Origin of the sequence: Pseudomonas sp. Root71, assembly GCF_001429045.1 — a bacterium.
In the GTDB taxonomy this organism is placed as follows: domain Bacteria; phylum Pseudomonadota; class Gammaproteobacteria; order Pseudomonadales; family Pseudomonadaceae; genus Aquipseudomonas; species Aquipseudomonas monachiensis.
In genome coordinates, this window is the sequence record NZ_LMHY01000002.1 from 198,017 (window position 1) to 209,969 (window position 11,953).

15 protein-coding genes are annotated in these 11,953 nt (G+C 60.1%); 5 read left to right on the forward strand and 10 right to left on the reverse strand.

What is annotated here, in order from left to right; translation table 11 throughout:
• Window positions 1-39 precede the first annotated feature (39 nt).
• Window positions 40-366, reverse strand: a complete 327-nt coding sequence (locus ASD95_RS04120) for a DUF3565 domain-containing protein (protein ID WP_056728391.1) — start codon at window positions 364-366, stop codon at window positions 40-42.
• On the opposite strand from ASD95_RS04120, the gene ASD95_RS04125 reads away from it, so the two are divergent.
• From ASD95_RS04125 to ASD95_RS04135, 3 genes are all read left to right on the forward strand, one after another.
• Window positions 335-820: an FKBP-type peptidyl-prolyl cis-trans isomerase gene (locus ASD95_RS04125; RefSeq protein WP_007901600.1), complete on the forward strand. Its 486-nt coding sequence runs from the start codon at window positions 335-337 to the stop codon at window positions 818-820. The genes ASD95_RS04120 and ASD95_RS04125 overlap by 32 nt on opposite strands.
• 122 nt (window positions 821-942) lie before the next feature.
• Window positions 943-1,425 carry a glutathione peroxidase gene (locus ASD95_RS04130; RefSeq protein WP_056728393.1) on the forward strand — a complete coding sequence of 161 codons (483 nt, stop codon included), beginning with the start codon at window positions 943-945 and terminating at the stop codon, window positions 1,423-1,425.
• Between the two features lie 195 nt (window positions 1,426-1,620).
• Window positions 1,621-2,724: an NADH:flavin oxidoreductase gene (locus tag ASD95_RS04135; protein ID WP_056728394.1), complete on the forward strand. Its 1,104-nt coding sequence runs from the start codon at window positions 1,621-1,623 to the stop codon at window positions 2,722-2,724.
• A 133-nt stretch (window positions 2,725-2,857) separates the two neighbouring features.
• On the opposite strand, the gene ASD95_RS04140 is transcribed toward ASD95_RS04135, so the two are convergent.
• Window positions 2,858-4,057 (reverse strand): glycosyltransferase family 4 protein, encoded by a 1,200-nt coding sequence (locus ASD95_RS04140; RefSeq protein ID WP_056728396.1) that lies wholly within the window; start codon window positions 4,055-4,057, stop codon window positions 2,858-2,860.
• A 36-nt stretch (window positions 4,058-4,093) separates the two neighbouring features.
• Window positions 4,094-4,846: a sulfate transporter CysZ gene (gene cysZ, locus ASD95_RS04145; protein WP_056728398.1), complete on the reverse strand. Its 753-nt coding sequence runs from the start codon at window positions 4,844-4,846 to the stop codon at window positions 4,094-4,096.
• Between the two features lie 315 nt (window positions 4,847-5,161).
• Between cysZ and trxB the strand changes: the two genes are divergently transcribed.
• On the forward strand, window positions 5,162-6,118 hold the full coding sequence (gene trxB / locus ASD95_RS04150) for a thioredoxin-disulfide reductase (RefSeq protein ID WP_056728400.1): 957 nt from the start codon (window positions 5,162-5,164) through the stop codon (window positions 6,116-6,118).
• 91 nt (window positions 6,119-6,209) lie between these two features.
• On the opposite strand, the gene ASD95_RS04155 is transcribed toward trxB, so the two are convergent.
• The 7 genes from ASD95_RS04155 to ASD95_RS04185 all read right to left on the reverse strand — a co-directional run bounded on the left by ASD95_RS04155 (window position 6,210) and on the right by ASD95_RS04185 (window position 10,768).
• A complete protein-coding gene (locus ASD95_RS04155) occupies window positions 6,210-7,460 on the reverse strand; it encodes a 2-aminoadipate transaminase (protein ID WP_056728402.1) in 1,251 nt (416 codons plus the stop codon).
• 209 nt (window positions 7,461-7,669) lie between these two features.
• Entirely contained in the window at window positions 7,670-8,008 is a 339-nt protein-coding gene (locus ASD95_RS04160; protein WP_056728404.1) for a HopJ type III effector protein, read from the reverse strand.
• A complete protein-coding gene (locus ASD95_RS04165; protein WP_046040093.1) occupies window positions 8,001-8,297 on the reverse strand; it encodes a DUF1244 domain-containing protein in 297 nt (98 codons plus the stop codon). The genes ASD95_RS04160 and ASD95_RS04165 overlap by 8 nt, the downstream gene beginning before the upstream one ends.
• A 96-nt stretch (window positions 8,298-8,393) precedes the next feature.
• Complete coding sequence (gene folX / locus ASD95_RS04170) at window positions 8,394-8,765, reverse strand: dihydroneopterin triphosphate 2'-epimerase (protein WP_056728405.1); 372 nt, start codon at window positions 8,763-8,765, stop codon at window positions 8,394-8,396.
• Between the two features lie 2 nt (window positions 8,766-8,767).
• Window positions 8,768-9,328: a GTP cyclohydrolase I FolE gene (folE, locus tag ASD95_RS04175; protein WP_056728407.1), complete on the reverse strand. Its 561-nt coding sequence runs from the start codon at window positions 9,326-9,328 to the stop codon at window positions 8,768-8,770.
• A 19-nt stretch (window positions 9,329-9,347) separates the two neighbouring features.
• Complete coding sequence (gene folM, locus ASD95_RS04180) at window positions 9,348-10,058, reverse strand: dihydromonapterin reductase (RefSeq protein ID WP_056728409.1); 711 nt, start codon at window positions 10,056-10,058, stop codon at window positions 9,348-9,350.
• Window positions 10,059-10,198: 140 nt separating this feature from the next.
• On the reverse strand, window positions 10,199-10,768 hold the full coding sequence (locus tag ASD95_RS04185) for an antibiotic biosynthesis monooxygenase (protein ID WP_056728411.1): 570 nt from the start codon (window positions 10,766-10,768) through the stop codon (window positions 10,199-10,201).
• Between the two features lie 223 nt (window positions 10,769-10,991).
• Here ASD95_RS04185 and ASD95_RS04190 point away from each other — a divergent pair, with 223 nt between their 5' ends.
• Window positions 10,992-11,951, forward strand: a complete 960-nt coding sequence (locus ASD95_RS04190; RefSeq protein ID WP_056728413.1) for a MerR family transcriptional regulator — start codon at window positions 10,992-10,994, stop codon at window positions 11,949-11,951.
• The last annotated feature ends 2 nt before the right edge of the window (window positions 11,952-11,953 follow it).

Here is an 11,953-nt window from a genome sequence, read left to right on the forward strand (position 1 = left end):
TGCAAAGGCGATGACCTATAACTGGTCGTCTACCGAAATTCAGTCGCCAAGGTTATCGCTAACCGAGCCTTGTGCGCACCAACCACAATCAAAGGGTTGGCCTATTTTTTCCTGGCGCTGCGCAGGGTCCGTGACCCAGGCACGGGATTGCCATGGCGGCTGGTGCCGCAGGTGCTGGGTGTGGCCGCAGGAAAGCTCGGCCACCCAGTGCCCGTCCTCGTCCTGATGGAAGCCTGTGATCGTCGAATCCCGTCTGTCCGGGTTGTGTTCGCTTTCGGACGATTGCTTCGCTAAACTTGGCCTTTCAATCTTCTTATGCAAAAGGTCTCGCCCCATGCTGATCGCCGCCAATAAGGCTGTCTCCATCGACTATACCCTGACCAACGACGCTGGTGAGGTCATCGACAGCTCCGCCGGCGGCGCGCCGCTGGTCTACCTGCAAGGCGCAGGCAACATCATCCCGGGCCTGGAAAAGGCTCTGGAAGGCAAGGCTGTCGGCGACGAGCTGACCGTAGCCGTAGAACCTGAAGACGCTTACGGCGAATATGCTGCCGAACTGGTCAGCACCCTGAGCCGCAGCATGTTCGAAGGCGTCGACGAGCTGGAAGTGGGCATGCAGTTCCACGCCTCCGCTCCGGACGGCCAGATGCAGATCGTAACCATCCGTGATCTGGACGGCGACGACGTCACCGTCGACGGCAACCACCCGTTGGCCGGTCAGCGCCTGAATTTCCAGGTCAAGATCATCGACATCCGTGACGCCAGCCAGGAAGAAATCGCTCATGGCCACGTCCATGGCGAAGGTGGCCATCACCACTGATTTCTGCGCTAAGCTCAGATAACTGGAGAGGCGCCCTGTGGGCGCCTTTTTAGTCTGCGGCCGTCCCTGACGACACCGACAAGTGGCTGTTTCGAGAAGAACACGGGAATCTGGAGTACGCCATGAGTGCTTTTCACGACCTTAAATTGACAGCCCTGGATGGACAGGAGCTACCTCTGGCGCCTTTCAAAGGCCAAGTCGTACTGGTGGTCAACGTTGCCTCCAAATGCGGCCTGACCCCGCAGTACGCGGCGCTGGAAAACCTCTACCAGCAATTCAAGGCCAAGGGCTTCAGCGTCCTGGGCTTGCCGTGCAACCAGTTTGCCGGGCAGGAACCGGGGACCGAACAAGAGATCAAGGATTTCTGCAGCCTCAACTATGGCGTGACCTTTCCGTTGTCCAGCAAGCTGGAAGTCAACGGGCATGAGCGTCATCAGTTGTACCGTTTGCTGGCGGGCGAGGGCGCGGAGTTTCCCGGCGACATCACCTGGAACTTCGAGAAGTTCCTGTTGGGCAAGGACGGCCGTGTACTGGCTCGGTTCTCGCCGCGTACGGCGCCCGATGATCCGACCATCGTTCACGCGATTGAAAAAGCGCTGAGTTAAGCCAGAGATCAAGATCAGGGGATCGCAACCTTCGGCAGCTCCTACGGCGAATGTGTACCCGTAGGAGCTGCCGAAGGCTGCGATCTTTTGCTTTCTGCCTTTTGACTCTTAATCACCGAAATCAATAATGCTGTTCAATGGGTTGGGCACTCCATATTATAGCCGTCATAAAGTCATTCTTCCGTGGAGCGTCCCATGTCCGTCAAAGCCCTGTTCAAACCGTTCCACCTCGGCACCCTCGAATTGCCGACCCGTGTCGTCATGGCGCCGATGACCCGCTCCTTTTCCCCGGGCGGTGTGCCTAATTCCAAAGTGATCGAATACTACCGTCGTCGCGCCGCTGCGGGCGTCGGCCTGATCATCACCGAAGGCACCACCGTCGGTCACAAGGCTTCCAACGGCTATCCGAACGTTCCGCATTTCTACGGTGAAGCGGCCTTGGCCGGCTGGAAGAAAGTCGTCGACGCCGTTCACGCCGAAGGCGGCAAGATCGTTCCGCAGTTGTGGCACGTGGGCAGCGTGCGCCGGATCGGCACCGAGCCGGACGCCAGCGTGCCGGGTTATGGCCCGTCGGAAAAACTGAAGGAAGGCCAGGTTGTGGTGCACGGCATGACCAAACAGGACATCCAGGATGTGATCGCCACGTTCGCCCAGGCTGCCAAGGATGCCCAGAGCATCGGCATGGACGGCGTGGAAATCCACGGAGCCCACGGTTATCTGGTGGATCAGTTCTTCTGGGAAGGTAGCAACCAGCGTACCGACGAATACGGCGGCAGCCTGGCCAACCGTTCGCGCTTCGCCATTGAGTTGATTCAGGCCGTGCGTGCCGCGGTCGGTGAAGGTTTTCCGATCATCTTCCGTTTCTCCCAGTGGAAGCAGCAGGACTACACCGCGCGTCTGGTGCAAACCCCGGAAGCCTTGGGCGAGTTCCTCAAGCCGTTGGCCGACGCCGGCGTGGATATTTTCCACTGCTCGACCCGCCGCTTCTGGGAGCCGGAGTTCGACGGTTCCGAGCTGAACCTGGCCGGCTGGACCCGCCAACTCACCGGCAAACCGACCATCACCGTGGGCAGCGTCGGCCTGGATGGCGAGTTCCTGCAGTTCATGGTCAACACCGACAAGGTCGCGCAGCCCGCCAGCCTGGAAAAACTGCTGGAGCGCCTGAACAACGACGAGTTCGACCTGGTGGCGGTCGGTCGTGCCTTGCTGGTGGACCCGGACTGGGCGCAGAAAGTGCGCGACGGCCGTGAGGAAGACATTCTGCCGTTCAGCCGTGAGGCGTTGATGTCGCTGGTTTAAGCGGCGAGCGGGAAGGCCTCATCGCGAGCAAGCTCGCTCCCACAGGTTCTGCGGTGATCACCAATCATGTGTGAATCAAGAACCCTGTGGGAGCGGGCTTGCTCGCGAAGACCGACTCAAGAACACTGCAAAATCAAGGAACAATCGGTGCAATCGGCACCACCATCTCCCCGGTGCAGGCCCCGCGCAACTGCCCTTCGAACTGCTCGATGATCGTCGCCCAACCCTGGCGACTGGCATGTTGGCGTGCATTGAGGCGCACATTGCGCAAGGCTTCCCTTTCCTCCAGCAGCCATGCCGCTGCATCGCAGAACGCTTCTTCATCCCCCGGCATCGCCAGCACACCGTTGTAGCCATGACGAATATGCTGGGCGGCTGCCGCCTGGTCGTAGGCCACCACGCCAAGCCCCGAAGCGAGTGCTTCAAGCACCACATTGCCAAAGGTTTCGGTCAGGCTTGGAAATAGGAACACGTCGCCAGAGGCGTAGTGACAGGCCAGGGCTTCACCCCGTTGGGTGCCGCAGAAAATCGCCTCGGGCATTTCGTTTTCCAGTTCCTGGCGCTGCGGGCCATCGCCGACCACGATCAGTTTCAGCGTGCGCTGTGGATAACTCGCCTTGAGGGTATTGAAGGTGCGCTTGAGCAAGCCGAGATTCTTTTCCGGGGCCAGGCGTCCGACATGAATGACGGCGATGTCTGCTTCGGCCAGTCCCCATTGCTCGCGCAGGGCACTCAAGCGTTTGGCCGGGTGAAACAATTCGCTGTCGACCCCACGGGACAGCAACGCCACTCGCTCGAACTGACGTCGCTCCAGTTCCAGGCGCTGGCTGACGCTGGGCACCAGGGTCATGGTCGAACGGTTATGGAACCAGCGCAGGTAGTGGGTCAGCAGGCGCGTGAGCAAACCAAACCCGTACTGGTTGGAATACTGCTGGAAATTGGTGTGGAAACCGCTGACCACGGAAATCCCCAGTCGCCGTGCCGCACGTAGCGCAGAGAGGCCCAGCGGGCCCTCGGTGGCGATGTAGAGCACATCCGGGCGGTGACGCGTCCAGCGCCGCAGCAGTTTGTGCATCGACGACTGACCCCATTGCAGGCCGGGATAGCCCGGTAGCGGCCAGCCGCGGCACAGCAGCAATTCATCGTCGCTGCCCAACTGCTGGTCGCAGCCCTGACGTGGTCGCACCAGCTCCACTTGATGCCCGCGCGCGCGCAAACCGTCGCACAAGCGACCCAGGGTATTGGCCACGCCGTTGATTTCCGGTGGGAAGGTTTCGGTGATCAGGGTGATATGCAGAGCTGTCGTCATGACCCCAGTGTCGACCGGGGCCATGTCGTCAGTGTGACGTCAGGATGATGGATTTATGAATTAGCGCTGGGTCACCAGGTTTTCCGCGCCGCGTTCACGCACCCAGAACAGCGTCGCCCCGGCCACGGCCGCCGGCATCATCAGGATGTTGACCACCGGGATCAACAGCACCAGGTACACGCTGCCGCCGAAGCTCATGCTCTGCCAGCGCTTCTGCCGCAGCCAGGCGAGCATTTCGTTCCAGCCCAGCTTGTGGTTGTCCGCCGGGTAGTCGATGTACTGGATCGCCATCATCCACACTCCGAACAATAGCCACAGCGGCGCGGCGATGATGTTCACCACCGGGATGAACGAGAGGATGAACAACCCGACTGCCCTGGGCAGGAAGTAGCCGAGCTTGCGCATTTCCCGGGCCAGGGTGCGCGGGATCATGGCGATCAGCTCACCCCAGCTGAAGGCCGGGAAATCATCGGTGCCGCGCACCACCACTTCGACTTTCTCCGCGAGGAAACCGTTGAACGGCGCGGCGATGACGTTGGCGAGCATGGTGAAGGTAAAGAACACCATGAACACCACAAGCACCACGAAAATCGGCCAGAGGATGTAGCTGAGAAAACTCAGCCAGTCGGGCAGGGAGGGCATCAAGGTATCGACCCACAGGCTGAATTGATGGCCGGCCAGGTAGATCAATCCGACGAACAGCACCAGGTTGATTGCCAGCGGCAACAGCACAAACAGACGCAGGCTGGGGCTCAGCACCAGCTTGAGGCCTTCGCGCAGGTATTGCGGGCCGGACAGGACAGGGGCGGGCATAAGAGGCTCCAGGCAGAGGGAAAACGCGCCGACCTTACCGGCTTTGCTTCACAGGCGAAAGCGCGATGGAGGTATCGACATTCACTGTAACAAAGACGTCGATATCATCGGCGAGATGGCATAGAGACCACCTATGAGCTGGATTGTTAAACCGTATTTCCTTAATCTTCGCCCCCTCGATACGCTGCACCCAATCTTTTTACAGGACGGTCGGGTTCAAGCCTTCCCCAAGTGCTTTCAACCGTTCTTTTTTATTCCAGCCGGCAATCCGGCGTTCCGCGCCAGGTATTCCGGGCCGGTCAACAGGAGCAGGTCATGTCTGAAGTCCGTCATTCGCGAGTGATTATTCTCGGTTCCGGCCCTGCCGGTTACAGCGCCGCGGTCTATGCCGCTCGTGCCAACCTCAAGCCACTGCTGATCACCGGCATGCAGGCCGGCGGTCAACTGACCACCACCACCGAAGTCGACAACTGGCCGGGCGACGTCCATGGCCTGACCGGCCCGGCGCTGATGGAGCGGATGCGCGAGCACGCCGAGCGCTTTGAAACCGAGATCGTGTTCGATCACATCAATGCCGTCGACTTCGCTGCCAAGCCATACACCCTGACCGGCGACAGCGCGACTTACACCTGTGACGCGCTGATCATCGCCACTGGCGCCAGCGCTCGTTACCTGGGCCTGCCATCGGAAGAAGCGTTCATGGGCAAAGGCGTTTCGGCCTGCGCGACCTGCGACGGTTTCTTCTACCGCAACAAGCCTGTGGCTGTGGTCGGCGGCGGCAACACCGCTGTTGAAGAAGCCCTGTACCTGGCCAACATCGCCAGCAAAGTCACCCTGATCCACCGTCGCGAAACTTTCCGCGCCGAGAAGATCCTGATCGACAAGCTGAACGCCCGTGTTGCCGAAGGCAAGATCGAGCTGAAGCTGAACGCGACCCTGGACGAAGTACTGGGCGACAACATGGGCGTGACCGGTGCCCGCCTGAAGAACAACGACGGCAGCTTCGACGAAGTGACTGTCGACGGCGTGTTCATCGCTATCGGCCACACTCCGAACACTTCGCTGTTCGAAGGCCAGTTGACCTTGAAAGACGGTTACCTGGTAGTCCAGGGCGGCCGTGAAGGCAACGCCACTGCCACCAACCTCGAAGGTATCTTCGCCGCCGGTGACGTGGCGGACCACGTGTACCGTCAGGCCATCACCTCCGCTGGCGCCGGTTGCATGGCGGCACTGGATGCCGAGCGTTACCTCGACGATCTGCAGAACGCTTGATTCTGCTTTTGTTGAACTGAAAAAACCGGCTTCGGCCGGTTTTTTTTGCCCGCGATTTACCACCCGATCACATTCCAGTGTGGGATTGTGTTCAGGTCAGTCTTGCCAGGCATGCCTCAAGGATGTCCAGCCCTTCCTCCAACACTGACGCCTCGATGGTCAACGGCGCCAGTAGACGAATGATGTGCCGCGATTTGCCGCTGGGCATCAGCAGCAGGCCCGCATCCCGCGCCAGGGCCAGCAGTTGGGTCAATTGCGCGGGTGCGGGTGAGCCATCGGCGTTGATCAGCTCGATACCACGCATGGCGCCGACACCCGTCAGGCGTCCCAGGTACGGCGTCAGGTTGTTCGTGCGCCAGGTTGCATGGCGACCGACAATCGCTTCTTCCTGTTGGGAGCCCCAGGCATGCAGGTTGGCGTCGGTCATTTCATCCAGGGTTGCCAGTGCGGCGGCGCAGGCGATGGGGTTACCGGAGTAGGTGCCGCCGAGTCCGCCCTTGGGCAAATTGTCGAGCAGCGACTTGCGCCCGACCACTGCTCCCAGCGGCACGCCGCCGGCGATGCTTTTGCCGAGCAGGATCAGGTCCGGCTCGATGCCCAGCCGCGAGAACGCGAAGCGCTGGCCGGTTCGGCCGAAACCGGACTGGATTTCATCGGCGATCAGCACGATGCCCTTGTCGTCGCAGAACTTGCGCAGTGCCTGGGCGAACTCGACGTCCATGGCCACGAAGCCCGCTTCGCCCTGCACCGGTTCGACGATAAAGCAGGCGACGTCTTCGACATCAATCTCGACGCTGAACAGGCGCTCCATGGCTTTGAGGGCCTCGGCACAGGTGACGCCGTTGTCCTGGCTGGGGAAGGGCAGGTGAAACACCGGCCCCGGCAGCACGCCGACTTTCTGTTTGTAGGGCGCGACTTTGCCATTGAGGTTGAGTGTCGCCAGGGTGCGGCCGTGGAAAGCGCCGTCGAAGGCAATTACAGCGGTGCGACCCGTTGCGCCACGGACGATCTTCAGCGCGTTCTCAGCCGCTTCGGCGCCACTGTTGGTCAGCATGCCGCTGACCGGGTAATCGACCGGGATAAAGGCGCTGAGGCGGTCCATCAAGTCGATGTAAGGCTTATGAGGCGCGGCGTTGAACGCGTAGTGGGTCAGTCGGGTGGCTTGTTCGCGAATGGCTTCGACGATGCGCGGATGGCAATGGCCGAGGTTTAGCACGCCGATGCCGCCGACAAAGTCGATATAGCGCTTGCCATCGGTGTCCCAGACCTCGGCATTCTTGCCGTGGCTGAGCGTGACAGGGTGAACGATGTTGATCGACTGGCTGATGGTTTCGCTGCGCATGGAGGATCGGCTCGGAAGAAGGAGGACTTCTTTTTATCTAAGCCGTGAGCGGTGGTACGGGGCAAACGAAATAAAGTTGCCGGGTCAATCTTAAAAGTCGGAATGTGCAGGGTGAAACAATAGAGATCAAAAGATCGCAGCCTTCGGCAGCTCCTACATTGAGGTTTGATTCCCTGTAGGAGCTGCCGAAGGCTGCGATCTTTTTGGTATCAGCGGCGGGTAAGTGGCTGCTGAGCGAATTTCACACCAGCCAGTCCATGAGCAATCAACGCGCGGATGTTACCGTGGTCGCTGCCTTCAGGTGTGGCAACGACCGAACGGTAATGCTCGCCAAAAGCCAGCAGTGCTTCTTCATCGCTCAAGCCTTCGAGCAGCGCCAGGCCCAGGGTCTTGCACGAACCTTCGTTCTGTCCGGCCGCGTTTTCCACGCCACCGTTGTTGAACGCCTGAGGTTGGTAGTCGTAACCGGCGGCGATGAAGGCCAGGGTATCGGCGAAGGCGTGTTCGCCGGTCTTGAGGCTGGCACGCAGGGTGTTCAAATCACTCATTGGGTTTTCCTTTGGCGAACGCCGCTTGCTGGTCGGCGCTGGCTTCTTGCTGATATTGGGCTTTCCATTCGGCGTACGGCATGCCGTAAACCACTTCGCGGGCTTCGTCGAGGCTGACCTCGATCTGGCGGTCGTCGGCCGCCGCCTTGTACCACTTGGACAGGCAGTTGCGGCAAAAACCCGAGAGGTTCATCAGGTCGATGTTCTGTACATCCTTGCGGCTGTCCAGGTGGGCCACCAGCCGGCGAAAGGCGGCGGCTTCGAGTTCCAGGCGTTGTTGATCGGTCATGGCGGTCTCTGCGAGTCAGCTTCAAACGGCACGCTTGAAGCTGCAAGTTGGATGGCGGTGGCTGCAAGTTTACAGCCTGGCGCTTGTGGCTTGAAGCTAGCGGCTCGCTGCAAGCGTAATCGATACCGACTCGGCGAATCGCAGCGCGTGGGGCTTGTCGACCTCGACCTCGGCGTACAACACCGATGCGTTGGCCATCACCAGGTCGAGAATTTCCTGGGTCAGGCGTTCGAGCAGCGCAAAGCGGTTGCCTTCCACATGGGCGATGATCGCCTTGGTAATCGTGCGGTAGTTCAACGCGTGATCGATGTCGTTGTCCCGCACTGCTTCCTGGGCTGCGTACAGAATGGTGAGGTTGATCAGCACATCCTGCTTGTTGAGGATTTCATCCTCGTTGATGCCGATGAAGGTACGCAGGCCCAGGTCTTTGACCCGGATGCGTGCCATGCCTGGCTGAAGTTGTGGCATTGCTACTTGCTCCGTCCAATCAATTGCAGGAACTCCTGACGGGTGTTGCTCGACTCGCGGAAGGCGCCGAGCATCACCGAGGTGTTCATGGTCGAATTCTGTTTCTCGACGCCGCGCATCATCATGCACATGTGCTGTGCCTCGATGACCACTGCGACACCAGCCGCGCCGGTCACTTGCTGCACCGCGTCGGCGATTTGCCGGGTGAGGTTTTCCTGGATTTGCAGGCGCCGGGCGAACATGTCCACCAGCCGCGCGATCTTCGACAGGCCCAGCACCTTGCCGGTTGGAATATAAGCCACATGCGCCTTGCCGATGAAGGGCAGGATGTGATGTTCGCAAAGCGAGTACAGCTCGATGTTGTCGACGATCACCATTTCATCGTTGTCGGAGGCGAACAGCGCGCCATTGACGATCTCTTCGATACTTTGCTCGTAACCATGGCAAAGGTACTGCATGGCTTTGGCCGCGCGCGTCGGTGTATCGAGCAAACCCTCGCGGTCGGGGTTTTCACCGAGACCGATGAGGATCTCTCGATAATTCTGGGGCAGGGATAACGTCATGGAAAATCCTCGCGGGACACTATTTGATGTGCCTTCCGCCATTGACGGTCAGTGTGGTGCCGGTGACATAAGGGTTGTCGAGCAGGTAGCGCAGGCTCTGGTAGATCACTTCGCTGCCGGGTTCGATGCCCAGTGCGGACTTGGCCAGCGCCTTGGCGCGGTAGGCCGCGTCGTCCTTAGGGTTGAACAGTAGCAGGGCCGGCGCGATCCCGTTGACCTTGATGGCCGGCGCGTACCTGGCGGCGAAGGACAGGGTCAGGCTGTCGAGCCCGGCCTTGCTGGCGCAATAGCCGATGTGCTTGCTGCTGCCCTTGCGGGTCACGTCATCGCTGATGTGCACGATGTCGGCGGGGCTTGAGCGTTGCAACAGATCGGCGCAATGCAGGTTGATCAGGTAGGGCGCCAGCATGTGCACGCTGAACATGCGGGTGAATGCCGCGGCGTCGGTGTCCGGCGTTTCGGCCAGCCATTCGGAGGCGTTGTGGACAATCGCCCGCAAACAGTCGGTATGGGTTCTCAGTTCGCTGATGAAGGCGAGGATCCCGGCCTCGCTGGCGAAGTCCGCGAACACCGCGGTGGCCCCGAGGTCGCGCAGGGCTTGTACGCCGGGGCGCTCGTTGCGGTAACTGAATATCACCCGATGGCCATCTTCCAGCAATCGCCGGGCGCAGTGCAGGCCGACACGCTGGCCGGCGCCGGTAATGAGGACAGGGGCTGCGGAAGAAGTCATGAACGGCTCGCATCGCGGTGAGAGCAAAACTATACCAGCGAGGAGTCGTGAGATGTCTCGGAAAAGATCGCAGGCTTCGCCAGCTCCTACTAATCGACAACAGATGACGGCCCGTAGGAGCTGGCGAAGCCTGCGATCTTTTAACGATTTTGCGGTACTGAGGTCGTGGGCAATGGACGTACCGGCGTGCTGTTCAGCCAGCCGGCCAGCAAACGGGTCGACAACGGAATGAACAAATAAACCATCAGCGGCGTCAGGCACAGTGTGCTGAGCAATACCCGCGGCAGCAGGCTCATGTCACTGATCAGCGGACCCAGTACAAAGTTGAACAGCAACGAAACCGGAAAGAACGCCAGCCAGATCGCCACTGCCTGTTTCCAGCGCGGCGGGCGTTGACCGACGGCACCGAACCAGCCCTCGATGCCGCTGACCCGGTGTTCTGTCGGGTGGGCGAACAGGTCGCTGCCACGTGCCAGCCAGGCAGTGCGCGAGGCCGAATGCTCCCAGGCGTGCAGGGTCTGCTCGTCGGCGAAGCGGAAAATGATCTGGAATTCGTCGTCCTCGGGCGGCGGAGCGAGCACACCGGAGCCGAGATAACCGGGAAAATCGGTGGCCAGTTGTTCGCCTTCGCGCAGCCAGGCAATCAGGTCCTGGTAACGTCCATTGGCAACACGGCGAGCAACCATCAGCGTGACGGGAGGGGTAGACATTGTGTATCTCCGTAAGGCATTTGCGTCGCTCCGGATAGGAACTTCGCCAGGCACAGCGCCGGGGTGGTGGGCTGCGACTCGAAACGAGCAAGGATTATTCCTGATTCCGTCCCTGGCGTCTGTGACCTTGATCCGTTGATTGGCGGTATCGATTTTTTACGGAAACTTTACGGGGCAGGGGCGTTAGAATAAGGCTCGGACGATACAGGGATGTTTCAACAGGATGCCCATAATTACAGACGTCGCTTCAGGCTCCACGCAGGCCGTCGCTCTCGAACAGGAAGAACTCTTTCCCATTCGCGAGGTGGCGCGACTGACAGGTGTCAACCCGGTCACGCTTCGAGCCTGGGAGCGCCGATATGGCCTGATTGCTCCAACACGCACCGATAGTGGGCATCGCCTGTATTCGATGTCCGATATCGAGCGTGTCCACAGCATCCTTGGCTGGATCGAGCGCGGGGTTGCCGTCAGCAAGATCGGCAAGATACTGGCCAGGACCAAGCCGCTCCAGCCGTTGTCGCACATCATCCCCAGCAGCCTTGTGGAAGCCGATTACGCTCAGTGGCGGCAGCAGGTGCTTACTGCGGTCAACGGGTTTGACGACCTTCGGCTGGAGCAGGTCTACGGGCAGATCTTTTCCAGCTACTCCCTGCCGGTGGTGTTCCAGGACATTCTGATCCCCGTCTGGAAGCAATTGTTGCAACGCCAGGATCAGTTCGGTGGAACCAGCGAGTGGCTGTTCCTGGATGGCTTTCTGCGGTCCCGGGTAGTGCAGCGTCTATTGTTGATGCGCGAAAAACAGCCGCGTGGCGTGGTCATTTGTGCTCTGGATGGCAATTGCCGGGAACTGGAACTGCTGGTCGCCGCGCTGTTCCTGAGTTCCGGACCATTGGCCGTTCGTGTACTGAACATGGGCCAGCCATTCGAGGAGCTGGCGCTGATGTGTGAAAGGATCAAGCCCCTGGCACTGGTGCTGTTTTCCAATCATGCGCCTGCTCCCGAGTTGCCGCGGCGCCTGAATCGCCTGGCCATGAGTCTGGAGTGTCGGTTGTTGTTGGCCGGCGATGCTTGCGACCTGGTACAGGAGAGCCTGGCCGGGTCATCGATCGGTTGCCTGGGCAATGAAGGGGAGTTCATGAGCCAGCGTCTGAAGCAGTTCCTGGCGGGTACTCTGGATACTTGAAG

Coding starts and splice junctions, on each gene's coding strand:
- ASD95_RS04125 (WP_007901600.1), top strand. CDS start 335: ATGCTGATCGCCGCCAATAAGGCTGTCTCCATCGACTATACCCTGACC.
- ASD95_RS04120 (WP_056728391.1), bottom strand. CDS start 366: ATGGAGACAGCCTTATTGGCGGCGATCAGCATGGGGCGAGACCTTTTG.
- ASD95_RS04130 (WP_056728393.1), top strand. CDS start 943: ATGAGTGCTTTTCACGACCTTAAATTGACAGCCCTGGATGGACAGGAG.
- ASD95_RS04135 (WP_056728394.1), top strand. CDS start 1,621: ATGTCCGTCAAAGCCCTGTTCAAACCGTTCCACCTCGGCACCCTCGAA.
- ASD95_RS04140 (WP_056728396.1), bottom strand. CDS start 4,057: ATGGCCCCGGTCGACACTGGGGTCATGACGACAGCTCTGCATATCACC.
- cysZ (WP_056728398.1), bottom strand. CDS start 4,846: ATGCCCGCCCCTGTCCTGTCCGGCCCGCAATACCTGCGCGAAGGCCTC.
- trxB (WP_056728400.1), top strand. CDS start 5,162: ATGTCTGAAGTCCGTCATTCGCGAGTGATTATTCTCGGTTCCGGCCCT.
- ASD95_RS04155 (WP_056728402.1), bottom strand. CDS start 7,460: ATGCGCAGCGAAACCATCAGCCAGTCGATCAACATCGTTCACCCTGTC.
- ASD95_RS04160 (WP_056728404.1), bottom strand. CDS start 8,008: ATGAGTGATTTGAACACCCTGCGTGCCAGCCTCAAGACCGGCGAACAC.
- ASD95_RS04165 (WP_046040093.1), bottom strand. CDS start 8,297: ATGACCGATCAACAACGCCTGGAACTCGAAGCCGCCGCCTTTCGCCGG.
- folX (WP_056728405.1), bottom strand. CDS start 8,765: ATGCCACAACTTCAGCCAGGCATGGCACGCATCCGGGTCAAAGACCTG.
- folE (WP_056728407.1), bottom strand. CDS start 9,328: ATGACGTTATCCCTGCCCCAGAATTATCGAGAGATCCTCATCGGTCTC.
- folM (WP_056728409.1), bottom strand. CDS start 10,058: ATGACTTCTTCCGCAGCCCCTGTCCTCATTACCGGCGCCGGCCAGCGT.
- ASD95_RS04185 (WP_056728411.1), bottom strand. CDS start 10,768: ATGTCTACCCCTCCCGTCACGCTGATGGTTGCTCGCCGTGTTGCCAAT.
- ASD95_RS04190 (WP_056728413.1), top strand. CDS start 10,992: ATGCCCATAATTACAGACGTCGCTTCAGGCTCCACGCAGGCCGTCGCT.